Consider the following 22,592-nt stretch of genomic DNA (forward strand, 5'->3'; position numbering starts at 1 on the left):
CCGCCTCCCCCCTGGACATGAGCGGCCGCGTCCGGCGGAATCCGTCTTCCACACGCAAAAGGATGGAAGGCCGCCGTGTCATGCTTCGAACGATGACTGTAGCGACCCTCGCGGTGCTGGCCTTTGCCGCACCCGCCGAAGCGCAGAGGCAGGAATACCCCTCCTGGGTGTATGAGGAGATGGTCCCGACCGGCCCCCACATGCGCCGCATGGAAGAGGCCCAACCGATTCCCGAAGCGCGGCCGTCCCATTGGGGCGCCATGGGCAACGGCGAGCAATTCCGCGCCGGCTCGCGCGGCTACGGCACCGATCCGGCCCGCGCCACCCCGTCCTACTCCCGGACCAATTCGCTGACTCCGCCGGTCCGCGACGGGCGCGGCGCGGCAACGGCGGCTCGGCGTGGCGGTGGTGGCGACAATGTGCCGGGCAGACCGCGCGAGGTGACGCTCAATCCGGAATACACGTTCGAGCGGTAGCCGCGGCCTCCTCGGGCCGCCACAGCCAGGCGGCCCCGCGGACCCCGCTCGAATCGCCGTGGACGGCGCGGCGGACCGGCGTGTCCAGGCTGTCGGTGAAGGCCCAGCGGGCGATGGTCGGGGGAAGAGCAGCGTAGAGGAACTCCAGGTTCGACAGCCCGCCGCCCAGCACGATCACGTCCGGGTCCAGGACATTGACGATTCCCGCCAGCCCGCGCCCCAGCCGTTCCACCAACCGGTCGAGGGTGGCGCGGGCCGCGGCGTCGCCGCGCTCCGCCAGCGCCGCGATGGCCTCCGCGGACAGTTTCACACCGGTGGCCCCGCGGTGGTCGGCGGTGACGGCGGGGCCGGACACGAAGGTTTCCAGGCAGCCGGACTTGCCGCAATAGCAGGCTGGTCCGGGCCGCTCCTCGTCGGCGGGCCAGGGCAGGGGATTGTGCCCCCACTCGCCGCCGATGGCGTTGCGGCCGCCCAGCGGACGACCATTCACGACGATGCCCGCCCCGCAGCCGGTGCCGAGGATCGCCGCGAAGACCACGCCGCAGCCGGCACCGGCGCCGTCCGCCGCTTCCGACACGGCCAGACAGTTGGCGTCGTTCTCGATCCGCACCGGCCGCTTGAGCGCCGCGGCCAGATCGCGGTCGAAGGGCCTGCCGATCAACCAGGTCGAGTTGGCGTTCTTCACCAGCCCGGTCGCCGGGGAGATGGCGCCGGGAATGCCGATCCCCACGGTGGCGCCCGCCGATCCCGTCGCGCTCTCCAGCCGGGCCACCAGATCGGTGATGGTCCGCACCGTCGCGTCGTAGTCGCCGCGTGGGGTGGTGACACGGAAGCGGGCACGCTCCCCGCCGGCCGTGTCGAGCGCGATCCCTTCCGTCTTCGTGCCGCCGAGGTCGATGCCGATGCGGATGGCCGAGGGAGGGGCGTCGGTGCGCTTCATGGGGAAATGCCCTGATCTGTGGCCCGCGTCACAGATGGACGCTGGTGCTGTTGCAATACTGGGAAAGACCGGCAACCCGCAAGCCAAGCAACCGCCCGACCTGCCCAGCGACAGCCGCGCCACAGGCTGGGACAAATGGTCTTTGCTCGGGCGATATGGGTTGACCGTCTGTCGGGATCTTGTAGAACCAGCGAAGGAGAGGGCGCAATCCGTCGGATTCCGCCCGTCAATCAGGGCCACCGGAGCCGGACCAACGATGAATCGCCAGCGCGCCGCCCATCGCATTCCTTCCTTCACCTTGCGCAGCGCCGCCGCCGTCGGCCTCGCCGTGCTGTTCGCCGGCACCGCGCTGCCGGCCGTCGCCAAGGAGGCGACGAAGCCGGCTGCTGAAAAAACGGCTGCGAAGGCCACCGCGAAGCCGGCCCCTGCGAAAAGCACTGCTGCCAAGAGCACCGCGACCAAGCCCGGCGCCTGCTACAGCCGCGCCGAGCACGCCGCGGAGCAGACCATCCGCATGCACACCGAGATGATGGTGGTCGGGCTGACCTGCCAGCAGGTGAATCCGGACAAGAAGCCGTTCAACCTGTACCAGGACTTCACCATCAAGAATCGTTCGCTGATCTCCAACTCGGAAGCGTCGATGATCGACCACTTCCGCAAGAAGGGGGGCGGCAACGCGACGCGGCAGTTCGACATGTTCCGCACCGAACTGGCGAACGAGGTCAGCCGCCGCGCCGCGGTGATCGGCACCGGCCTCTATTGCGCCAACTTCGTGGACCGCTCCAAGGCGGCGATGGACCTGACGGCGGACGACATCCGCGTCCTGACCGGCGATGAAAAAAGCGCCGGCCTGATGCATTTGTCGTCAAAGCCGCTGTGCGACGTCCAGGTCGTCAGCAACCCCGACGTGAACTACGACGTGGCCCAGGCCCCCGCCTCGCGCAGCGGCAGCGCGGCGCCGCCGTCCAAGTCGACCGGCAAGGCGACGGCCAAGGCGCCTGGAAAGCCCAAGGAGCCGGCGAAGGCGCAAGTGGTCTCCGCCAAGCGCTGAGCGGCCGGTTTCGATGGTGATGCCGGGGGGCATAGGCGCTCCGGCATCGTGCATCGCAGCAGTGGCACAGTTGTTGCGAAACCCTCTTCACCACGGTGAAGGGGGTTTTTTCATGCGGTGCATTCGCTATGGTAGAAAGCAAGCGCAAAGTTCACGGAACTGACATGAATCGATATTGCAAATTCTCGGAAAATTGGTATTACCGCAGATAGAGTGCGGGTTTGCCCTCTTGCTCTGTTGAGAGCCGCTGGGCTAACGTTCCGCTCACACAACAATCTTGGCCCCGCGCTCAAGAGCACGGGTAAGCCAATTCGGGGAGTGGCACTTCACGTGACTGGTGTACGAGCGCGCTTGTCTCGCTCGCCGAAGCCTGCGCATCGCGCCGAGGCGAGGTAAGACAATGGAATATTTTCTTCAGCAGTTGATCAATGGCCTGTCGCTGGGCGCCATCTATGGCCTCATCGCGATTGGGTACACGATGGTGTACGGCATCATCGGCATGATCAACTTCGCCCACGGCGAGATCTACATGATCGGCGCCTTCGTGGCCCTCATCACCTTCCTGGCCATCGGCAGCCTGGGGATCACCTGGGTTCCGCTGGCCCTTCTCGTCATGCTGGTCGCATCGATGCTGTTCACCGCCGTCTACGGATGGACGGTGGAGCGCATCGCCTATCGCCCGCTGCGCAGCTCGCCGCGTCTGGCGCCGCTGATCTCGGCGATCGGCATGTCGATCTTCCTGCAGAACTACGTCCAGATCCTGCAGGGCGCCCGCAGCAAGCCGCTGCAGCCGATCCTGCCGGGCAACCTGACCCTGATGGACGGCGCGGTATCGGTCAGCTACGTGCGTCTGGCGACGATCGTCATCACGATCGCCCTGATGTACGGCTTCACCCAGCTCATCACCCGGACCTCGCTCGGCCGCGCGCAGCGCGCCTGCGAGCAGGACAAGAAGATGGCCGGCCTACTGGGCGTCAACGTCGACCGCGTCATCTCGCTGACCTTCGTCATGGGCGCCGCGCTGGCCGCTGTGGCGGGCATGATGGTTCTGCTGATCTACGGCGTGATCGACTTCTACATCGGCTTCCTGGCCGGCGTTAAGGCCTTCACCGCCGCGGTGCTCGGCGGCATCGGCTCGCTGCCGGGCGCGATGCTGGGCGGCGTGGTCATCGGCCTGATCGAAGCCTTCTGGTCGGGCTATATGGGCAGCGAATGGAAAGACGTGGCGACCTTCACGATTCTCGTGCTCGTCCTGATCTTCCGTCCGACCGGCCTGCTGGGCCGTCCGGAAATCGAGAAGGTGTGAGGCCATGACCGCGATTTCCATGTCTTCGCCGCGGGCCATCGCCTGGCCCGCGATCCTGAAGGAGGCGGCGATGACCGCCTTCGTCGCCCTTCTCCTGACGATCCCGCTGGTCGGCCTGCGCACGGTGGACCGTCCCACCGGCCTCGGGCTGGAGACCCGCTGGAACGAGGTGGCCGCCGCCGTCGGGCTGGTCTTCCTCGGCCGTCTCGGCCTCTGCCTGATCCGCGAGGGCCACGCGGTCACGGTCCTGGTCCTGGCCGCCGCCGCCACCGCGGCGGGCTTCTTCATCGCCATGCCGACGGAGGCCTTGCGGGTCATCCTGATCGCCGGTGGCGCGGTCATCGCGATCCGCGCCATCCTGGCGATCCGCACCGGCCGCTCCAAGCTGTCGCAGGCCGAGCGCGATAAGCGGATGGACCACATCGCGGCGCAGGTGCAGCACGCCTCGCGCTGGCTCGGTCCGATCGCCGTCGTCGTCGCGCTGGCTTTCCCGTTCACGCCGCTGGCCGACCGCCAGCTGCTGGACATCGGCATCCTGCTGCTGACCTACATCATGCTGGGCTGGGGTCTGAACATCGTGGTCGGCCTCGCCGGACTGCTCGACCTCGGCTATGTGGCCTTCTACGCGGTGGGCGCCTACTCCTACGCGCTGCTGGCCCATTATTTCGGCTTCAGCTTCTGGGTCTGCCTGCCGCTGGCCGGCTTCCTCGCGGCGATGTCGGGCGTTCTGCTGGGCTTCCCGGTCCTGCGTCTGCGCGGCGACTATTTCGCCATCGTGACGCTGGGCTTCGGCGAGATCATCCGCATCATCCTGATCAACTGGTACCAGTTCACCGGGGGCCCGAACGGCATCTCCGGAATCCCGCGCCCGAGCTTCTTCGGCCTCGCCGATTTCACGCGGACTCCGGCGGAGGGCACCGCGGCCTTCCACGAGATGTTCGGCCTGGAGTTCAGCCCGCTGCACCGGATCGTCTTCCTCTATTACCTGATCCTGGTGCTGGCCCTGGTGGTGAACCTGTTCACCATGCGCGTCCGCAAGCTGCCGCTGGGCCGCGCCTGGGAAGCGCTGCGCGAGGACGACATCGCCTGTGCCTCGCTGGGCATCAACCGCACGAACATGAAGCTGGCGGCCTTCGCCATCGCGGCGATGTTCGGCGGCTTCGCCGGGTCCTTCTTCGCCACGCGCCAGGGCTTCATCAGCCCGGAGAGCTTCACCTTCATCGAATCGGCGATCATCCTCGCCATCGTGGTGCTGGGCGGCATGGGCAGCCAGATCGGCGTCGTCGTGGCCGCCTTTCTGGTCATCGGCCTGCCGGAAGCCTTCCGTGAACTGGCTGACTACCGCATGCTGGCGTTCGGCATGGGCATGGTGCTGATCATGCTGTGGCGTCCGCGCGGCCTGCTGGCCCACCGCGATCCGACCATCCTCCTGCATGGCCGCTCCAAGGGCGGAAGCGGCGGCCCCGCCGCGGGCACGGCCGCCGCCGGCGGCCAGGGCATCGCCGGGGGGAGCGCGAAGTGATGACGACTCAATCCATGACCACCACGCCCCTGCTGACGGTCGAACACCTCACCATGCGCTTCGGCGGCCTGGTGGCGGTCAACGACGTCTCCTTCTCGGCCAACAACGGCGAGATCACCGCGATCATCGGCCCGAACGGCGCCGGCAAGACGACGCTGTTCAACTGCATCACCGGCTTCTACACCCCCACGGTGGGCCGGCTGACGCTGCGTCACGGCGACGGGAAGGAGTTCCTGCTGGAGCGGATGCCGGGCTACCGCATCTCGCAAAAGGCCAGCGTCGCCCGCACCTTCCAGAACATCCGCCTGTTCGGCGGCATGAGCGTTCTGGAGAATCTGATCGTCGCCCAGCACAACAAGCTGATCCGCGCGTCGGGCTTCTCCATCGCCGGCCTGCTCGGCCTGCCGTCCTACACCAAAACGGAGCGGGAGGCGATCGATCTGGCCAAATACTGGCTGGACCGCGTGCGCCTGCTGGAGTTCGCGGACTGGGAGGCCGGCAATCTCCCCTACGGCGCCCAGCGCCGGCTGGAGATCGCCCGCGCCATGTGCACGGAGCCGGTGATGCTCTGCCTGGACGAGCCGGCGGCGGGCCTCAACCCGCGCGAGTCGGGCGAACTGGCCGATCTGCTCACCTACATCCGCGACGAGCACAAGATCGGCGTCCTGCTGATCGAGCATGACATGAGCGTGGTGATGACCATTTCCGACCATGTCGTGGTGCTGGATTACGGGCGGAAGATTTCCGACGGCGATCCGGCCTTCGTGAAGAACGACCCGGCGGTGATCCGCGCCTATCTGGGCGAGGAAGAGGACGAGGACCTGCCGCCGGAGATCAAGGCCGACCTGCCAGAGGTCGCCAAGCGAGCCGGGGAGGGGGCCTGAGCCATGCTGAAGGTATCGGGCGTCCACACCTTCTACGGCGCCATCGAGGCGCTGAAGGGGGTCGACATCGAGATCGGGGCCGGCGAGATCGTTTCGCTGATCGGCGCCAACGGCGCCGGCAAGTCCACGCTTCTCATGACCATCTGCGGCAGTCCGCGCGCCCGCATGGGCCGGATCACCTTCGAGGGGCAGGACATCACGCAGATGCCCACCTACGAGCTGGTCCGCCTGGGCATCGCCCAGTCGCCGGAAGGCCGTCGGATATTCCCGCGCATGAGCGTGCTGGAGAACCTGCAGATGGGCTCCATCACCGCCAAGCCGGGCAGCTTCGCCAACGAGCTGGAGCGGGTCCTGACCCTGTTCCCGCGCCTGAAGGAGCGCATCAGCCAGCGCGCCGGCACCATGTCGGGCGGCGAGCAGCAGATGCTGGCCATCGGCCGCGCGCTGATGAGCCAGCCGCGGCTGCTGCTTCTCGACGAGCCGTCGCTGGGCCTCGCCCCGCTGGTGGTGAAGCAGATCTTCCAGGCGGTGAAGGACATCAACCGCGAGCAGAAGATGACCGTGTTCATGGTCGAGCAGAACGCCTTTCACGCGCTGAAGCTCGCCCACCGCGGCTATGTGATGGTCAACGGCAAGGTCACCATGTCGGGGACCGGTGCCGAACTGCTGGCGAACGAGGAAGTTCGCTCGGCCTATCTGGAGGGAGGTCACTGATGGACGGCGTTCTCGGGTCCTCTCTGCCGGTGTTCCTGGGCCTGACGGTCCTGGTGTTCGGCGGCTGCGGCGTTCTCACCGGCCAGACACTGGCCGAAGGCTGGAAGCCGCTGTCGAGCGCCATCGCCTACTCCATCCTGCTCGGCCTGGGCGACCGGTTCCTGGTCTGGGGCCTGTTCGGCGGCCAGCTCCTGTCGGTGTATGGATTCGTGGTGCACACTCTGGTGATCGGCGCGATCACCCTGACCACGTACCGCATTTCGATGGCGCGCCGGATGGTGTCCCAGTATCCTTGGCTGTACGAGCGTTCGGGACCCTTCGGCTGGCGCGAGCGCGTCGGCGGAACGCTCGCCGAGTGATTGCGAATTCCATGGATCCGATCGGGACCGGGACGCGGGTGAAACTGTCGCACTTGGCGATGATCGGACTATAGTGGAACCTTGTCGGCACCGGCGCCCCCAGCCCTTGGGGGACCGGTGAAAAGGCCCCGGCGGGGCCGGCGTACGACTCATAACAGGGAGCCAACGAAACTATGAACTACAAGCTTTCCCTCCTCGTTGCGGTTGCGGCGACCGCTATGACCGCCTCGGTGGCGAAGGCCGACATCGCGGTGGCGACCGCCGGCCCGATCACCGGCCAGTACGCCACCTTCGGCGAGCAGATGAAGAAGGGCATCGAGCAGGCGGTCGCCGACATCAACGCCGCCGGCGGTGTCCTGGGCCAGAAGCTGAAGCTGGAAGTGGGCGACGACGCCTGCGACCCGAAGCAGGCCGTCGCCGTGGCGAACCAGCTCGCCAAGGCGGGCGTGAAGTTCGTCGCCGGCCACTTCTGCTCGGGCTCCTCGATCCCGGCCTCGCAGGTCTACGCCGAGGAAGGCGTCCTCCAGATCTCCCCGGCTTCGACCAACCCGAAGCTGACCGAGCAGAACCTGAAGAACGTGCTGCGCGTCTGCGGCCGTGACGACCAGCAGGGCCAGATCGCCGGCAAGTATCTGCTGGACAACTACAAGGGCAAGAACGTCGCGATCCTGCACGACAAGTCGGCCTACGGTAAGGGTCTCGCCGACGAGACGCAGAAGGCGCTGAACGCCGGCGGCCAGAAGGAGAAGATCTACGAAGCCTACACGGCGGGTGAGAAGGACTACTCGGCTCTGGTGTCCAAGCTGAAGCAGGAAGCCGTCGACGTCGTCTATGTCGGCGGCTACCACACCGAGGCCGGTCTGCTGGCCCGTCAGATGAAGGATCAGGGCCTGAACGCCCCGATCGTGTCGGGCGACGCGCTGGTGACCAACGAGTATTGGGCCATCACCGGTCCGGCCGGCGAGAACACCATGATGACCTTCGGCCCGGACCCGCGCGAGATGCCGGAAGCCAAGGAAGCCGTGGAGAAGTTCCGCAAGGCCGGCTATGAGCCGGAGGGCTACACCCTCTACACCTACGCCGCTCTGCAGATCTGGGCGGAGGCGGCCAAGCAGGCCAACTCGACCGACTCGGCCAAGATCGCCGACGTGCTGCGCAAGAACAGCTACAACACGGTGATCGGCAAGATCGGTTTCGACGCCAAGGGCGACGTGACCTCGCCGGCCTATGTCTGGTACCGCTGGAACAACGGCCAGTACGCCCAGGTCAAGTAAACCGGTCGTACGATCCGTTGTCCTTCGGGAAACGAAGTCGTGCAAAGGCCCGGCGGGAAACCGCCGGGCCTTTTGCATGACCTGTCGTCGGCGACGAGGATCAGAGAGGGGCCGGCTGTGCCGTCATCGAAGGAGCCATCGGGGGGGATGCGGGAGGAGGCGCCAAAGCCGGGGAGCGCTCCGCCAGAAGCCTCTCCGAGGTGTGCATGACGTCCCGCCAGAAGGCGGCGGCGCGCAGGTTGTTGGCAGCCGTGAGTTCGACGAGGCGGACGCGGCTGATGCGGATGGCGGACTCGCCCAGTTCTTCCACGAGGCGGGTCGCGAACAGGAGCACGTCGTGATCGATTTTCATGACGGCATCAACACGCCGGATCGGCGGATTGTTCCGCAGGTGCGAAGACGGTTGTTGCAGCACCGCTACAGGCCAACCCCGGTATGCATGGGACGCGCAACGGACGCTCGCCAACCGGGGGCGGTTTGGTGTTTGAATGGTCCGCCGCATCCGCAGGGTCAGCGGGTTTGATGTTATGGGTTTTGGAGATTGGATATGCGCAGAAAGCGCGACGTTGTCGAAGGCCAGATGTTCCGCAAACTGGGGCCCGGCGGTGGCATCTGGCAAGTGATCGCCATCCGCAAGGACGGGCTGGGCACCCAGCATGCCCAACTGCAACGGTCCGACGACCACAAGACCCTGAAAACCCTGGCGGTGTCCGCCCTGCTTGATCCCACACAGTTCGAGATGGTCGCCGAACCGCAGGATTGACCCGAACGCCGGAATCGGTCCCGTCCACTCCTTGATCAATGAAGCTGCGATCAATGAAGCTGCGGAAGCGCCGTTCCTGCCGAAGGCGGGGGCTTTTGCGCGCCCGGTTTGCTGGGCTTAGCTACCAATCTACCCAAAAAGTCGTGCATCCTATCCAATGGTGTTAAGAAGAATTCGGTGCGCGATTGCTTTGATATCAAATGAATACGAAGAGTACGACGAACGTTCAGGTAATGCAGAAATGCAACATCTCTGTGCATCCTTTCGCGGGGCACTTGTGACGGTGAGTGGTTGCTGTTATCTCGAACTCATGACGCTTCAACCGCCGACGGAATGCGGCGGGCTCGCCCGATGAAGGCTGGAGTCGCCAGACACCCGCCCTTCGAACGGTTCGCTTCGACAGCCCCGGCAACGCCGTGCACAAAGGAAAGAAGAAAATGACTCTGCGTGGGATTCTGCTCGGAACGGCGCTCGCGGCGATGCTGCCGACCGCCGCCATGGCCGCGACCGAGGGCTTTTACGTCGGCGCCGGCGCCGGCGTGAACTGGACGCGCGACGCCGATCTGCGCTTCGAGAACACCCCGACGGACGCCAGCACCAGCTTCAAGCTTGGCGGCATCGGCGACATCTCCGCCGGCTACGCGACCGCCGCCGGCCCGCGCGCCGAACTGGAGTTCGCCTGGCGCTGGCGCAATTCGATCGACAGCACCGACAGCTCCAACGCAGCGGTGAACGGTCTGGGCGGCAAGGCCAGTTCGCTCGCCTTCATGGGCAACCTGCTGTACGACATCAACACCGGAACCGCCTTCACGCCCTACATCGGCGTCGGCGCCGGTATCGCCCAAGTCCGTCTGGACCTCGGCGGCTTCGATGACCGCGACTGGGTGTTCGCCTACCAGGGCATCGCCGGCGTGTCCTACGCGCTGAGCCAGAACCTGGCCCTGACGCTGGACTATCGCTACTTCGCGACCCTCGATCCGAAGTTCGATCTGGGCGGTCCCGCCGGCCTCGCCACCTCCACCGTGAAGGGCGAGTACCAGAACCACACCATCCTCGCCGGCCTGCGCTACACCTTCGGCGCCCCGGCGGCCGCTCCCGCGGCGGCCCCCATCGCTCCGGCGGCTCCGGTCCAGGCGCAGCCGCAGTCGGAGTATCTGGTGTTCTTCGACTGGGACAAGGCCAACATCACGGCGGCGTCCGACAAGATCATCGGCGATGCCGCCGCCTCGGCCGGTCAGGTGCGGGCGGTCAGCATCCATGTGGTCGGTCACACCGACACCTCGGGCTCGCCGGCCTACAACCAGCGGCTCTCGCTGCGCCGCGCCGACGCGGTGAAGAACGCGCTGGTCGGCAAGGGCGTCGCCGCCAACCAGATCACCGTCGAGGGCAAGGGCGAGACCCAGCTTCTGGTGAACACCGGGGCGAACGTCCGCGAGCCGTCGAACCGCCGCGCGCAGATCCTCATCCGCGTGCAATGATCCGGCGGGCCGGCGGTCCCATTCGGGGCCGGTCGGCGCGATCAGGACAGAGAAAGGGCGTCGCCACCGCGGCGCCCTTTTCGCATCTGCGGCAGAAACACGCGCGGCATTGCGGAATCATGCATCAATTGTGGCATGAAACCTCCGGTCGGCGTATGAGGTTCATACCGGAAGCCGCACTTTGGTTTGAGACGACCGAGGCCGGCCCGGTCCCAGCGGACCCTGTCCCATCGGGTCATCCCCTCCAGCCGCCTTCGCCGAAGCAGGGTTGTCATGCAGGTATTGATCGCCGACGATCACTCCATCGTTCGCAGTGGCCTGACCCATCTGGTCGGGGAGCTGGACGAACAGGCCAAGGTGGCCGCGGCGACCAGCTTCGGCCAGTTGACCCAGCTTCTCGACCAGGGCGCTTACGACCTTGTCATCATGGATCTGCGGATGCCGGGCCTCGGTGGGCTGGACGATGTGGAAGCGGTGGTCAAGCGCGTGGCGCCGGTGCCGGTCGTCGTCTTCTCGATGATCGACTCGCCGGACGAGATGCGCGCCGTGCTGTCGCGGGGGGTGCGGGCCTTCATCCCGAAATCCACCGACGACGTGCTGGTCGTGAACATCCTGCGTCTGGTCATGGCCGGTGGGTCCTATGTGCCGCCGGTGCTCGGCATGCCCGGAATCGCCCAGACGCCGGCCGCCGCGAAGGCGCATGAGCCGAGCGTCTTCGACGGCATGACCCGCCGCCAGCTGGAGGTTCTCGACCTGCTGGCTCAGGGCTTGTCGAACCAGGAGATTGGGGAGCGTTTGGGCCTGAACCTGTCCACCGTCAAGACCCACGTCACCGGCGTGCTGAAAGCGCTGGGGGTGGGCAGCCGGACCCAGGCGGTGCTGCTGGTCAAGGAATCAGGCCGCGACCGTCTCCTGTAGGCTGGGGACCAAGGGAACGCCCACGGCAAACACCGTTCCGCGCCCCTCGACGGAGCGAAGCTCCAGCGGGTGGCCGAGCAATCGGGCCAGCCGGTCGACGATGGCCAAGCCCAGCCCGATCCCCTCGCTGCGGTCGCGGTCGGGCCGGTCGAGCTGGACGAACTCTTCGAAAATGCGCCGGCGGTCGGCCTCGGCGATGCCCCGGCCGGTGTCGTAGACCTCGATCCACGCCGTGCCGCCGCGGTGCCGGCAGCCCATCAGCACGCCGCCCTGTTCGGTGTAGCGCACCGCGTTGGTCAGCAGGTTGCGCAGGATGCGTTCCAGAAGGAACGGATCGGTCCGCACGGAGAGGTCTGTCGGCACGACGCGCAACCGCAACCCCTTGTCCTCGGCGATCCCGGTGAACTCCGCTTCCAACTGGTCGAACAGGGCGCACAGGGCGACGTCGGCGGGCTTCGGCTCGACCACGCCGGATTCCAGCTTCGAGATGTCCAGGATGGCGTTCAGCAGGTCGTGCATGGAGCGCTGGGCCAGCCGCAGATCCTTCACCAGCGCCAGGGCGCGGGGCTTGTCGAGCTGCCGTTCCAGCATGCCGGTGAACATGTTGATGGCTTGAAGCGGCTGCTTCAGGTCGTGACCGGCGTGGGCGAGGAAGCGCGACTTCGCCAGATGGGCCTGTTCCGCCGCCACCTTCGCGGTGTGCAGTTCGGCGGTGCGGGCGCGCACCTGAGCTTCCAGCGTGACGTTGGTCTGCTCCAGCGCCTGGGTCATGCGGGTGATGTCCGCGAACTGGCGCTCCACCTGTCGGACCATCGGGCGGAAGATCACCAGAACCTCGGCGCACAGGGTCAGCAGCGTCAGGATCAGGGCGGCGAAGCCGAGATTGTGCAGGGTGGCGAAGCCGCGTTCGCCGGCCTCCTGGTAGCGCGCCACCATGTCCTCCAGACCCGCCAGCAGCGGGCCGAGGGCCTGATGGGTGACGAGGTCGGCCTCGGGCATGGCGGGTGGCAGGCCGGCGGGGCCGGCGGCGATCACCGCGCGGAGCGCGGCGATGTGGCGGAGCACCAGATCGTTCAGCGGCTCCGGCCCATCGAAGTAAAGGCGCTGCACATTCTTGCCCATGGCCGGCCCCTCGTCGGCGCCGGTCAGGCGCCGGTGGGCGCGCTCGAACATGTCCGTCGCCTCGGCCAGGCGGGCGGTCAGGGCGCTCCGCTCGGCATCGGTCTGGGCGTTGCGGAGTTGCTCGACCAGCAGGGCGGTGCGCTGGGACAGCATGCGCTGGCGGCCCGAGATGTTCACCACCTCCAGCATGTCGGCGTGCTGGTCGATGACGCGTTCCGTCATGACGAAGCCGGCCAGCGTGCACAGCGCGATGACCCCGAGCGCCAAGCCGTAGCGAAGCGTCATCCAGCGCGCCGTGGTGTTGCCGATGGGGACCATGCCATCCGTCCTTCCGGTGCGGACCTTGACGACGATCAAGGTCGGGTGGTGCACGAAAGACCACTGTACCGCCATCGACGATGCTCGGCATTCGCGAATGCAGCAAACTCAGCACAGCGGATTGGGAAGGGGGGCGGCCATCATGGCGATCAGTCGCGCGGATCTGTTCCGGGGGCGTCTCCGGTCCGAGCCCGTTCCGTTCGAGGCGCCCCAGGCCATGGAGGCGCGCATCGGCGCGGCGTGCCTGTCCTACACCGGGACCGACTGCCGGATGTGCGGCGACCATTGCGACCAGGGCGCGATCCGCTTCCGTCCGTTGGGGCGCGGCCGCTGGCTGCCGATCATCGAAGAGGGGGGGTGCACCGGTTGCGGCGACTGCGCGGCCGTGTGCCCGGTCAAGGCCGTGACCATGGAGGCGGTGGCCACCTGAATCTGTTGGCCGAGGGTGCGGGCCGAATCTGGGAACGCTGCTTCTAAACCCTCTGTTGGTAAGGCGGTTTCATCCCCTGTCTGCCAACGGAGACACACATGTGGTGGCGCAACGTAACGCTGGTCTACGCCGCGGCCTTTACGGCGATCGGCATATTGGGCTTCGTTCCAACCTTCCTATCCCCGCCCCCGGAAGGCATGACCCTCGCCGTCGAATCCTTTCACGGCTATCTGCTCGGGCTGTTCCCGGTGAATCTGCTGCACAACATCGTGCATCTCCTGTTCGGCCTGTGGGGCTTCTTCGCCTACTTCTCCAGCCGTCTGGCCTCGCGCAGCTATTTGCGCAGCGTCGCCGTGGCCTACGCCGTGCTGACCGTCCTCGGATTCATCCCGGGTCTGAACACGCTGTTCGGGCTGGTGCCGCTGCACGGCAACGACATCTGGCTGCACGCCGTCCTCGCCATCGTGGCCGGCTATGTCGGCTTCATGGTGCATGAGACGGAGGCCGGCACGGAGAAGCGCGCCGAGTGGCGGGCGTAACGGCCCGGCGGCCCGGCTGTCAGGCCGGGTCGTCGCCTTGAAAGCCGCAGGCGGTAAGCGCCGCACGCATGTGGGGCGGAACCGGCGCCACCGCGCCGACCGCCTCGCGGGAGGGGTAGAGGGGCAGCGAAATGGCCCGCGACTGCAGGTGCAGCGGATGCCCCTCCGGCCCGCCATACTGCGGATCGCCCAGCAGAGGGCAGCCCAGCGCCGTGGCGCAGTGCACGCGGATCTGGTGCGTGCGTCCGGTGTGCGGCTTCAGCTCCAGCCACGTCATGCCGTCGCCGCGGCCCAGGATGCGGTAGTCGGTGACGGCGCTCTGCCCGTCGTCAGCGACGACGATCCGCCAGCCGCCGGTCTTGTTGGTGACCTTCTTCAAAGGCAGCTCGATGCGCCCCTGCTCCTCCGGCGGGGTGCCGGCGACGACCGCCCAGTAGGTCTTGTCGACCTTGCCGTCCTGAAACAGCTTGCCGAGCTTGCGCAGGGCCTTCGGGTGCCGCCCCAGGATCAGGCAGCCGGAGGTGTCGCGGTCCAGCCGGTGGGCGAGCCCCGGCGGCTTCGGAAAGCCGAAGCGCAGGGCATCGAAATGGCGCTCCAGATTCGGGCCGCCACCCGGTCCGGCGTGGACGGGCAGGCCGGCGGGCTTGTCGATGATGAGCATCAGCCCGTCGCGGTACAGAACGCGGGCCTGGATTTGTTCGGGTGTCATGGTGGGTTCAGCCCCAGGCGCGCGAAATGAGAAGATCGATGGCGGCGATGATGCGGTCGCCATGGGATTCGAGCGAACAAACGAATGGGCCGAGGCTGTCCAACGGCACCGACACGGTGTTCAAGGGATGCAGGACGACGGTCCGGTCTTCGATGGCAAAGGACGGATTCAAGGTCGGTTCGATGGGTGGGTTTGCGGTGGTGTCCACCAACGGGATGACCACGCGTCGGCCGAAACGATCGAAACGGCGTGATTGGACCGTGACGACGTAAGGCGTCACCACCCGGTTCGGTCCCTTGGTCCGGTGGACGTCGAATTGAGCCATCAGAGTTCGTCGATGTACTGATCGGCGAAGGAGCCGTGCCGTGCATCGAAGTCGTTCCATGCCAGGATGGCGTCGTCGAGGCGGCGCTCCCGCTCGTCACGCTGGCGCTGTTCCAGGGCGATGTACTCCACCAGAAGCTTTTCCACCTGTTCCGACAGATTGCCTGTGAACTCGCGCGCACGGCGGACCACATCCTCGTTCAAGGACAGATTCACCGGACGCTTCGGGGCCTGGGCGTCGTAGACGAAGGTCATCAGCCACTCCATCGTTCATGCGCATGATATGCGCATGCTTGGAGGCGCGGCAAGGACGCTCACTCCGCCTCTTCGTCCTCGTCCTCGACCGGGAAGGTCACGGCCGCCAGCACGTCCGGCCGAATGGCGGCCAGGGCCAGCAGCACCGCCCGGACCGTTTCCGGGGCGTGGGCATCGCCCGCGACCTCGGCCACCAGCGCGTCGGTCACCGGTGGAGCGGCCGGGAGACGGCGGCGGATCGCGCGGATTTCCTTCTCGATGGCCTTGCGCTCCTCCGCCACGTCGTTGGCGTAGTGCGTCTGATGGCGCATCGAGAAATCGTGCAGGCGGCGGTTGACGATCACCTCCGCGGCGAACAGGGCGCGGCGCTGGGCATCGGCGATCTTGGCGGTCAGGTCATCGGGCATGGCAGGTCCTTGAATGGCAGACACTTGCCCCCACCCTGACCCTCCCCCGCTATCGCAGGGGAGGGAAAAGGCACGGGCGTCAGGCCAGCTTCAATTCCTTGAAGAAGTCGTTGCCCTTGTCATCGACGATGATGAAGGCCGGGAAGTCCTCGACCTCGATGCGCCAGATGGCTTCCATGCCGAGTTCCGGATACTCGATGCACTCCACCTTCTTGATGCAGTCCTGGGCGAGACGGGCCGCGGCGCCGCCGATGGAGCCCAGATAGAAGCCGCCGTGGGTCTTGCAGGCCGCGGTCACCTCGGGGCTGCGGTTGCCCTTGGCCAGCATGACCATCGAGCCGCCCGCCGCCTGGAACTGCTCGACGAAGCTGTCCATGCGCCCGGCGGTCGTCGGACCGAAGGAGCCCGAGGCGTAGCCTTCCGGGGTCTTGGCCGGGCCGGCGTAGTAGATGGGGTGGTTCTTGAAATAGTCCGGCAGCGGCTCGCCGGCGTCCAGCCGCGCGCGCAGCTTGGAATGGGCGAGGTCACGGGCGACGATCAGCGGACCGCTCAGCGAGAGGCGGGTGCGGATCGGATGCTGCGTCAGCGTGGCGAGGATTTCGCTCATCGGCTGGTTGAGGTCGATCTTGACGACCTCGCCGGCCAGATCGCCGTCGGTGATCTCCGGCAGGTACTTGGCCGGATCGGTCTCCAGCTGCTCCAGGAAGATGCCGTCCTTGGTGATCTTGCCCACCGCCTGACGGTCGGCCGAGCAGGACACGCCGACGCCGATCGGCATGGAGGCGCCGTGGCGCGGCAGTCGGATGACGCGGACGTCGTGGCAGAAATACTTGCCACCGAATTGCGCGCCGATGCCCATGGTCTGGGTCAGCTTGTGCACCTCCGCTTCCATGGCGAGGTCGCGGAAGGCGTGCGCGTCCTCACCGCCCTCGGTCGGCAGGTTGTCGAGGTAGCGGGCCGAGGCCAGCTTCACCGTCTTCAGATTCTGCTCCGCCGACAGGCCGCCGATGACGATGGCGAGGTGGTAGGGCGGGCAGGCCGAGGTGCCGAGATAGCGAATCTTGTCCTCGAGGAACTTCAGCAGCCGGTCCGGCGCCAGCACCGACGGGGTGGCCTGATGCAGGAAGGTCTTGTTGGCCGACCCGCCGCCCTTGGCCATGAACAGGAACTTGTAGGCGTCCTCGCCCTCCGCGTAGATCTCGACCTGGCCCGGCAGGTTGTTGCGGGTGTTCTTCTCCTCGTACATGGAGATCGGGGCGAGCTGGCTGTAGCGCAGGTTGCGCTTCAGGTAGGCGTCGCGGGCGCCTTCCGACAGGGCGGTTTCGTCGCCGCCCTTGGTGAAGACGCGGCGGCCCTTCTTGCCCATGATGATGGCGGTGCCGGTGTCCTGGCACATTGGCAACGTGCCGGCGGCGGCGATGTTGGCGTTCTTCAGAAGGTCCAGCGCCACGAACTTGTCGTTCGGCGAGGCTTCCGGATCGTCGAGGATCGCGCGGATCTGGCCGAGATGGCCAGGACGCAGCAGATGGTTGATGTCCTTGAAGGCCTCTTCGGCCAGCAGGCGCAGGGCCTCCGGTTCCACCTTCAGGATTTGCTCGCCGTCGAACTCGACGACCGAGACGTGATCCGAGGTCAGCTTGCGGTAGGTCGTGTCGTCCTTGGCCAGCGGAAACAGCGTCGCGGCGCCGCGGGCGGGGCTGATGTCATCGGGCATTCGGGGGGCTTCCTTCCTGTTTTTGGGTCACAGGCCCCGATGCGGCGCGTTGGAGCGCGCAAAAGGGCCAGGGCCACGCTCGCGCACCGTTATACACCCCTGCGCCCGGCGCACAACGGGAACGGAACGCCCTGCGGCGTTAAGGAAAGGGTCTGACCTCGGCCCGGAAACGATGCGGCCCGGACCCACCGCCGAAGCGCTGGAAGCCGGGCCGCAACACACCAACACGGACAAGACCTTACGCAGCGCTCTTGAACTGTTCGTTCAACTCCGCATGTCCTTCGACCACCGGCTCCGCCGGGGCGCCGGCCCATTCCGTGTGCGCCGGGATCTCCTCGCCCTTCATGACCAGGGTCAGCGGGCCGAGATGGGCGTAATCGCCGACGCTGGTGTCGTAGAGCACGGTGGAGCCGGCGCCGATGGTGACGCCGCGGCCGACCTTCACGCAGCCGACCTTCATCACGCGGTCCTCGTAGAGGTGGGTCTGCAGGGCCGACAGGGCGTTCACCGCGCTGTGGTCACCCACCGAGACGCAATCGAACTCGGTGATGTCGGTGGTGTCCATGAAGACGCCCTTGCCGAACCGGGTGCCGAACAGGCGCAGCACCCAGGGCAGCATCGGCGTGCCGCGCAGATGGTCCAGCAGCACCTTGCCGGCGAGGCCCCAATAGAGCACCGCCACCGCTTCGGTCTTCATGGCCCACCAGGACCACATCGGCTTCACGGTCGGCGTGTAGCGGCCCATCAGCAGCCACTTCACCAGGATGACCACCGCCACCATCGCCACCGGAATGGCGACGCTGACCGCCAGGAACTGCGCCAGGAAAGCGCCGTAGCGCTGCTCCAGGATGGCCGGGGCGAACAGCTCCACCGCCAGAGTGCCGAAGGTGATGAACAGCATCGTCGGCATCGACAGGCTGAAGGCTTCGAACACCGCGCGGCCGAGGCGGCGGGCCTTGGACGGCTCGTAGGTCCAGTTGGCCCCGACCCCGTCGAAGCGCTGGCGCACCGGCAGCTTGATCGGCGGGCTGCCGAACCACGTCTCCCCGGCGGACATCGCCTCGTTGGCGGGCGGCTTCGACTTGATGCCGATCAGCGAGCCGGTGGGGATGCTGGCCCCCGCCGGCACCACCGCGTCGTTGCCGACGAACACGCGCGCCTCGGTCTTCACCGGCTTCAGGAACATCCAGCCGCGGCGGATGTCCTCGTCGCCCAGCACCACCTCGTCGGCGATGAAGCACTTCTCGCCGATCTCGACGAGGTCGTAGCGCCCGGCGAGGTTGGTGGAGATCTCCGCGTCCTTGCCGATCTTGGCGCCCATCAGCCGGTACCACGCCCGCATGTAGACCGTGGCGTAGAGCGAGCTGAGCGTGTCCAGCATCACCTCCGTGGACAGCGCCACCATCCATTTGCGCAGGTAGAAGCCGCTGTGCACCGAATAGGTGCCGGCCTCGACGCGCGGCAGGACGATCCAGCGCACGGCGGCGATCATGCAGACCGTCACCGCGACCAGCGCCATGGCGGTCGGCCAGGCGATCAGCGGCAGGTAATAGAGGTAGCTGACTCCGAAGACCGACCCCAGCACCCCATCCAGATTGTCGAACAGATAGAAGGCCGGGAAGATCGGCATCAACGAGATCGGCGGCAGGGCCAGCAGCATCGCCGTGTAGAAGGCGGCGTTCAAACCGCGGCGCAGCCGTCCGGCGGTCGCCGGGGCGGGCAGTTCCGTCCGGTCGACGCTGCCGACGCGGCGGGCCGGGGAGCCGTCCCAGCGCTCATAGGCGCCGGTGAGGGCGCCGGCGGGCAGGGCGGTCAGGTCGGCCAGCTCCGTGCCGTGACCGACCACCGCGTCCATGCCGATGACGCAGGAGGTGCCGATATAGGCGTCGGCGCCGATGTCCACCGCGCCGATGACCAGCTCGTTGCCGATCACCTCGGCGTTCGCCAGCTTCACCTTGCCGCCGATCGAGGCGCCGGCGCCGATGGTCACGAGGTCGATGGCCCCGGACTCGAACTCGCCGATCAGCGCCTCGTCGCCCACCTTGGCGCCGAGCACGCGCAGGAGGACCCGCATGACCGGCGAGCCCTGGAACCATTTCAGATGGACGAGGCTGATGAAGCGCTGCGCCAGCCACCAACGGTAATAATAGGCGCCCCACAGCGGGTAGCGTCCAGGCTTTGTGCGCCCGATGATCAGCCATTTGGCCGCGACGGCGATCACCACCGTGGCGGCGTTGATGACCATGTAGACGCCGAGCAGCGTGACGATTTCCTGGAGGAAACTGGCGTCCTCGCCGGACAGCAGCATGTAGCTGACGAAGACGCCGAGCCACTGCGCCGTCATCAGCGCCAGGATGAAGGGCAGGGCCGCCGCCTGTGCAGCACCGCAGAGGAAGCGGCGGAGCAGGGGAGGCGACGTGAAGGAGCGGTCCTTGCGCTCCGTCCCGCCGCTGTTGCCGCCGCGCGGCGCGCGGGCGTCCAGCCGTTCGGCCATGGCGCGCAGGCTGCGGGCACCGTAGACGTCCTGCAGGGTCAGCCCGTCAAGATGCCGGGTCTCCCGCACCGCCGACACGAACCGCGCGGCGAGCAGCGAATGTCCGCCCAGATCCATGAAGAAGTCGGCCTCCAGCGGCACCGCCTGACCGGGGAAGACGCGCTTGGCGGCCTCCAGCAGGGCGGCCTCCGTCGGGGTCTGCGGCTCGTCCTGCTCGCCGGGGCCGGTGTCGTCGGTCAGCGGGGCGGCCTGCAGCGCCTTGCGGTCGGCCTTGCCGGACGTCAGGCGGGGCAGGCGGTCCGTCACCTCGAAATGCGACGGCACCATGTAGCCCGGCAACTGGGCGCGCAAGCCGTCGCGCAGCGCCGCCTTGTCGAGTGCGGCGCCGGCCTGCGGCACCAGGAAGGCGACCAGCCGGTCCAACCCGTTGTCGTTGCGCAGCACGACGGTGGCCTGGTTCACGCCGGCCATGCCGGTCAGCTTGGCCTCGATCTCGCCCAACTCCAGCCGGAAGCCGCGGATCTTCACCTGATCGTCGATGCGGCCGTGGAACAGCAGGTTGCCGTTCGGGTCGACGCTCACCGCGTCGCCGGAGCGGTAGAGAACCGGGTCGTTGCCGTGGATGGCGAAGCTGTTGCGGATGAACTTCTCGGCGGTCAGGTCCGGGCGCCCCAGATAGCCCTGAGCCACGCCCGGCCCGCCGATCAGCAGTTCGCCCTGGGTGCCGGGGGCGACCAGCGCCATCGCCTCGTCCACCACATAGCAGCTGTAGTTCGGGATCGGCCGGCCGATGGTGACCGGCTCGTCCGGGCGCACCTCGGCCACGGTGGCGACGACGGTCGCCTCGGTCGGGCCATAGCTGTTGAAGATCGTCCGTCCCGGACGGCACCAGCGCGCGGCCACCGCGGGCGGGCAGGCCTCGCCGCCCAGGATGACGACGCGCAGGCTCGGCACGTCCTTGGGCAGCATGGCGAGCAGGGTCGGTACGGTGTCCAGCACCGTGATGCCGGCGTCGTTCAGGACATCGGCCAGCCGGTCGGCCTCGTCCAGCACCTGCCGGCTCGCCACCCAGAGGGTCGCGCCGACCATATAGGGAACGAAGATCTCTTCCAGCGACAGGTCGAAGGCCACCGAGGCGCCCTGGAAGGCGACGTCGTCGCGGGTGATCCCATAGATGCTGTTGGCGGCGCGCAGATAATGGCAGATGTTGGCGTGGCTGATGACGATGCCCTTGGGCTTGCCGGTCGAGCCCGAGGTGTAGATTGCATAGGCCGGATGATCGCGGGTGACGCCGTCCGCGCGCAGGTCGGGCGCGCGCTCGTCGTTCGAGGCCAATTCCTCCAGCGTCAACGCGGGCACCGCGAGCCCAGTTGCCTTGGACGCGGTCACGGCGTCAACCAGGATGGCCGGCGCCGAACAGTCCGCCAGACTGACCGCGACGCGTTCGGCCGGCGCGTCGGCGTCGAACGGGAGATAGGCGGCGCCGGCCTTCAGAATGCCGAGCAGCGCGACATGCAGGTCGAGCGACCGCGTCATCCACAGGCCGACGAAGCTGCCCGGCCCGTAGCCGCGGGCGCGCAGCGCGTTGGCGACGCCGTTCGCCCGGGCCTCCAACTCCCCATAGCTGACGCGGCGCCCATCGAACAGGATGGCGGTGCGCTCCGGCATGGCCCGCGCGGTGTCCGCGAGGATGTCGGACAGCAGTTCGTCCCGAAACAGTTCCGGCATCGCGCTGCCTCGCAGCACGCCCGAAACTGGAAGAGAGGGAAGGGGGGAGGAGAAGGCATCGTTCGAAGATTCGGACGAACGATGGCCGGCGCCTGGGGCTTCGACCAAGGTCGGCGTGCGAAGCAATGTCACGCTTGTCAGCCTTTATAAAATGGTTCAGCGCAATCGCGGCGGTCGGACCCATGTTGCTGGTCCCGGCGGTCGGCTGGCGGCTACTTTGTGCCGTTGTGCAACCTTACCGGATTTTGGTTAACGAAGCATTGATTACTGCCGCGTCCAAGCTGGAGGTCTCTTCAGCTGTTCGCCCGACTATGCGGGCCTCAACATGGAACGACCAATGAAAAGGGTGTCATGTGCGTCTGGAGTGGGCTGAGGAAAAATCGCCGTGGGACGAAAAAAGTGCTTGCCACTCCCGGGGCACCCCGCATATAAAGCGCCTCCCGACGCGGTGGCCGCCAACGAGGCGCCGGCGGGTCGGGAACACAGAGACATTCTGGCCCTGGTGGCTCACCCCTTGAAGGGGTTGGGCGCGGGGTGTTGCGGTTCACCTGAGGGCCGCGGGATCTTGGAAATCGTTGATACCGTGTTGTGAGAAGGGATGCGCAGGCGGCGGTTTTGACCGTTGGTCGCGGACCGGTTCCCAGATGGGGCTGGCATCGCGGGTCGCTTGAGCATCTCGGTCAAGCAGTAAGAGACGAACAGTTTCGAAAGCTTGGGTGAGGTCGTTTGAGCGGCCCTGTCAAGTGGGCGCGGTCTTCGGACCGGTGTCCAGCTTGAACCTGAGAGTTTGATCCTGGCTCAGAACGAACGCTGGCGGCATGCCTAACACATGCAAGTCGAACGAGGGCTTCGGCCCTAGTGGCGCAC

Annotated in this window: 22 protein-coding genes and 1 rRNA gene; 14 read left to right on the forward strand and 9 right to left on the reverse strand. The window is 66.9% G+C overall.

The genetic code is table 11. The annotated features are described in order from the left end of the window. Positions 1 to 92 precede the first annotated feature (92 nt). Positions 93 to 476: a hypothetical protein gene (locus ACFPMG_RS33925; protein ID WP_377000405.1), complete on the forward strand. Its 384-nt coding sequence runs from the start codon at positions 93 to 95 to the stop codon at positions 474 to 476. On the opposite strand, the gene ACFPMG_RS33930 is transcribed toward ACFPMG_RS33925, so the two are convergent. Next, positions 448 to 1,416 (reverse strand): ROK family protein, encoded by a 969-nt coding sequence (locus tag ACFPMG_RS33930; RefSeq protein WP_377000407.1) that lies wholly within the window; start codon positions 1,414 to 1,416, stop codon positions 448 to 450. The two genes, ACFPMG_RS33925 and ACFPMG_RS33930, sit on opposite strands and share 29 nt — an antisense overlap. Positions 1,417 to 1,672: 256 nt before the next feature. Here ACFPMG_RS33930 and ACFPMG_RS33935 point away from each other — a divergent pair, with 256 nt between their 5' ends. The 7 genes from ACFPMG_RS33935 (at position 1,673) to ACFPMG_RS33965 (ending at position 8,526) form a co-directional block, all read left to right on the forward strand. Then, positions 1,673 to 2,467: a hypothetical protein gene (locus tag ACFPMG_RS33935; protein ID WP_377000409.1), complete on the forward strand. Its 795-nt coding sequence runs from the start codon at positions 1,673 to 1,675 to the stop codon at positions 2,465 to 2,467. A gap of 400 nt (positions 2,468 to 2,867) precedes the next feature. After that, positions 2,868 to 3,773, forward strand: coding sequence for a branched-chain amino acid ABC transporter permease (locus tag ACFPMG_RS33940; protein ID WP_014240349.1), 906 nt, complete (start codon positions 2,868 to 2,870; stop codon positions 3,771 to 3,773). Positions 3,774 to 3,777: 4 nt separating this feature from the next. Further along, the gene (gene livM, locus ACFPMG_RS33945; RefSeq protein WP_377000411.1) at positions 3,778 to 5,295 is read left to right on the forward strand and encodes a high-affinity branched-chain amino acid ABC transporter permease LivM; all 1,518 of its coding nucleotides are present in this window, start codon (positions 3,778 to 3,780) and stop codon (positions 5,293 to 5,295) included. After that, a complete protein-coding gene (locus ACFPMG_RS33950) occupies positions 5,295 to 6,179 on the forward strand; it encodes an ABC transporter ATP-binding protein (RefSeq protein WP_377000413.1) in 885 nt (294 codons plus the stop codon). The genes livM and ACFPMG_RS33950 overlap by 1 nt, the downstream gene beginning before the upstream one ends. A gap of 3 nt (positions 6,180 to 6,182) precedes the next feature. Continuing rightward, a complete protein-coding gene (locus ACFPMG_RS33955; RefSeq protein WP_014240352.1) occupies positions 6,183 to 6,893 on the forward strand; it encodes an ABC transporter ATP-binding protein in 711 nt (236 codons plus the stop codon). Next, positions 6,893 to 7,252, forward strand: coding sequence for a DUF6867 family protein (locus tag ACFPMG_RS33960; protein ID WP_038527921.1), 360 nt, complete (start codon positions 6,893 to 6,895; stop codon positions 7,250 to 7,252). Before ACFPMG_RS33955 ends, ACFPMG_RS33960 begins: the two co-directional genes overlap by 1 nt. A 173-nt stretch (positions 7,253 to 7,425) precedes the next feature. Next, positions 7,426 to 8,526 (forward strand): branched-chain amino acid ABC transporter substrate-binding protein, encoded by a 1,101-nt coding sequence (locus ACFPMG_RS33965; RefSeq protein WP_377000416.1) that lies wholly within the window; start codon positions 7,426 to 7,428, stop codon positions 8,524 to 8,526. A 100-nt stretch (positions 8,527 to 8,626) separates the two neighbouring features. On the opposite strand, the gene ACFPMG_RS33970 is transcribed toward ACFPMG_RS33965, so the two are convergent. Beyond that, complete coding sequence (locus ACFPMG_RS33970) at positions 8,627 to 8,878, reverse strand: hypothetical protein (RefSeq protein ID WP_377000418.1); 252 nt, start codon at positions 8,876 to 8,878, stop codon at positions 8,627 to 8,629. Between the two features lie 195 nt (positions 8,879 to 9,073). Between ACFPMG_RS33970 and ACFPMG_RS33975 the strand changes: the two genes are divergently transcribed. The 3 genes from ACFPMG_RS33975 to ACFPMG_RS33985 all read left to right on the forward strand — a co-directional run bounded on the left by ACFPMG_RS33975 (position 9,074) and on the right by ACFPMG_RS33985 (position 11,685). Continuing rightward, the gene (locus tag ACFPMG_RS33975) at positions 9,074 to 9,289 is read left to right on the forward strand and encodes a hypothetical protein (RefSeq protein ID WP_377000420.1); all 216 of its coding nucleotides are present in this window, start codon (positions 9,074 to 9,076) and stop codon (positions 9,287 to 9,289) included. A 437-nt stretch (positions 9,290 to 9,726) separates the two neighbouring features. Then, positions 9,727 to 10,767 carry an OmpA family protein gene (locus ACFPMG_RS33980; protein WP_377000422.1) on the forward strand — a complete coding sequence of 347 codons (1,041 nt, stop codon included), beginning with the start codon at positions 9,727 to 9,729 and terminating at the stop codon, positions 10,765 to 10,767. Positions 10,768 to 11,040: 273 nt separating this feature from the next. Next, the gene (locus ACFPMG_RS33985; RefSeq protein WP_377000424.1) at positions 11,041 to 11,685 is read left to right on the forward strand and encodes a response regulator transcription factor; all 645 of its coding nucleotides are present in this window, start codon (positions 11,041 to 11,043) and stop codon (positions 11,683 to 11,685) included. Here the strand turns inward: ACFPMG_RS33985 and ACFPMG_RS33990 are convergent. Beyond that, the gene (locus tag ACFPMG_RS33990; protein ID WP_377000426.1) at positions 11,662 to 13,125 is read right to left on the reverse strand and encodes an ATP-binding protein; all 1,464 of its coding nucleotides are present in this window, start codon (positions 13,123 to 13,125) and stop codon (positions 11,662 to 11,664) included. The genes ACFPMG_RS33985 and ACFPMG_RS33990 overlap by 24 nt on opposite strands. A 142-nt stretch (positions 13,126 to 13,267) precedes the next feature. Here ACFPMG_RS33990 and ACFPMG_RS33995 point away from each other — a divergent pair, with 142 nt between their 5' ends. Further along, on the forward strand, positions 13,268 to 13,555 hold the full coding sequence (locus tag ACFPMG_RS33995; protein WP_377000428.1) for a 4Fe-4S dicluster domain-containing protein: 288 nt from the start codon (positions 13,268 to 13,270) through the stop codon (positions 13,553 to 13,555). Positions 13,556 to 13,653: 98 nt separating this feature from the next. Next, complete coding sequence (locus ACFPMG_RS34000) at positions 13,654 to 14,094, forward strand: DUF4383 domain-containing protein (RefSeq protein WP_377000434.1); 441 nt, start codon at positions 13,654 to 13,656, stop codon at positions 14,092 to 14,094. A 19-nt stretch (positions 14,095 to 14,113) separates the two neighbouring features. On the opposite strand, the gene ACFPMG_RS34005 is transcribed toward ACFPMG_RS34000, so the two are convergent. The 6 genes from ACFPMG_RS34005 to ACFPMG_RS34030 all read right to left on the reverse strand — a co-directional run bounded on the left by ACFPMG_RS34005 (position 14,114) and on the right by ACFPMG_RS34030 (position 21,725). Beyond that, positions 14,114 to 14,803, reverse strand: coding sequence for an RluA family pseudouridine synthase (locus ACFPMG_RS34005; RefSeq protein ID WP_377000437.1), 690 nt, complete (start codon positions 14,801 to 14,803; stop codon positions 14,114 to 14,116). A gap of 7 nt (positions 14,804 to 14,810) precedes the next feature. Continuing rightward, positions 14,811 to 15,128, reverse strand: coding sequence for a CcdB family protein (locus ACFPMG_RS34010; protein ID WP_377000438.1), 318 nt, complete (start codon positions 15,126 to 15,128; stop codon positions 14,811 to 14,813). Then, positions 15,128 to 15,382, reverse strand: a complete 255-nt coding sequence (locus ACFPMG_RS34015; RefSeq protein ID WP_377000440.1) for a type II toxin-antitoxin system CcdA family antitoxin — start codon at positions 15,380 to 15,382, stop codon at positions 15,128 to 15,130. The genes ACFPMG_RS34010 and ACFPMG_RS34015 overlap by 1 nt, the downstream gene beginning before the upstream one ends. Before the next feature lie 59 nt (positions 15,383 to 15,441). Then, positions 15,442 to 15,789, reverse strand: a complete 348-nt coding sequence (locus ACFPMG_RS34020) for a hypothetical protein (protein ID WP_377000442.1) — start codon at positions 15,787 to 15,789, stop codon at positions 15,442 to 15,444. A gap of 79 nt (positions 15,790 to 15,868) precedes the next feature. After that, positions 15,869 to 17,503, reverse strand: a complete 1,635-nt coding sequence (locus ACFPMG_RS34025) for a fumarate hydratase (RefSeq protein ID WP_377000443.1) — start codon at positions 17,501 to 17,503, stop codon at positions 15,869 to 15,871. 238 nt (positions 17,504 to 17,741) lie between these two features. Beyond that, positions 17,742 to 21,725 (reverse strand): Pls/PosA family non-ribosomal peptide synthetase, encoded by a 3,984-nt coding sequence (locus ACFPMG_RS34030; protein ID WP_377000445.1) that lies wholly within the window; start codon positions 21,723 to 21,725, stop codon positions 17,742 to 17,744. A gap of 775 nt (positions 21,726 to 22,500) precedes the next feature. On the opposite strand from ACFPMG_RS34030, the gene ACFPMG_RS34035 reads away from it, so the two are divergent. Continuing rightward, positions 22,501 to 22,592 (forward strand): 16S ribosomal RNA (locus ACFPMG_RS34035); the annotation flags it as partial.

The sequence above is a fragment of the Azospirillum himalayense genome, from assembly GCF_042657465.1.
Taxonomy (GTDB): Bacteria; Pseudomonadota; Alphaproteobacteria; order Azospirillales; family Azospirillaceae; genus Azospirillum; species Azospirillum himalayense.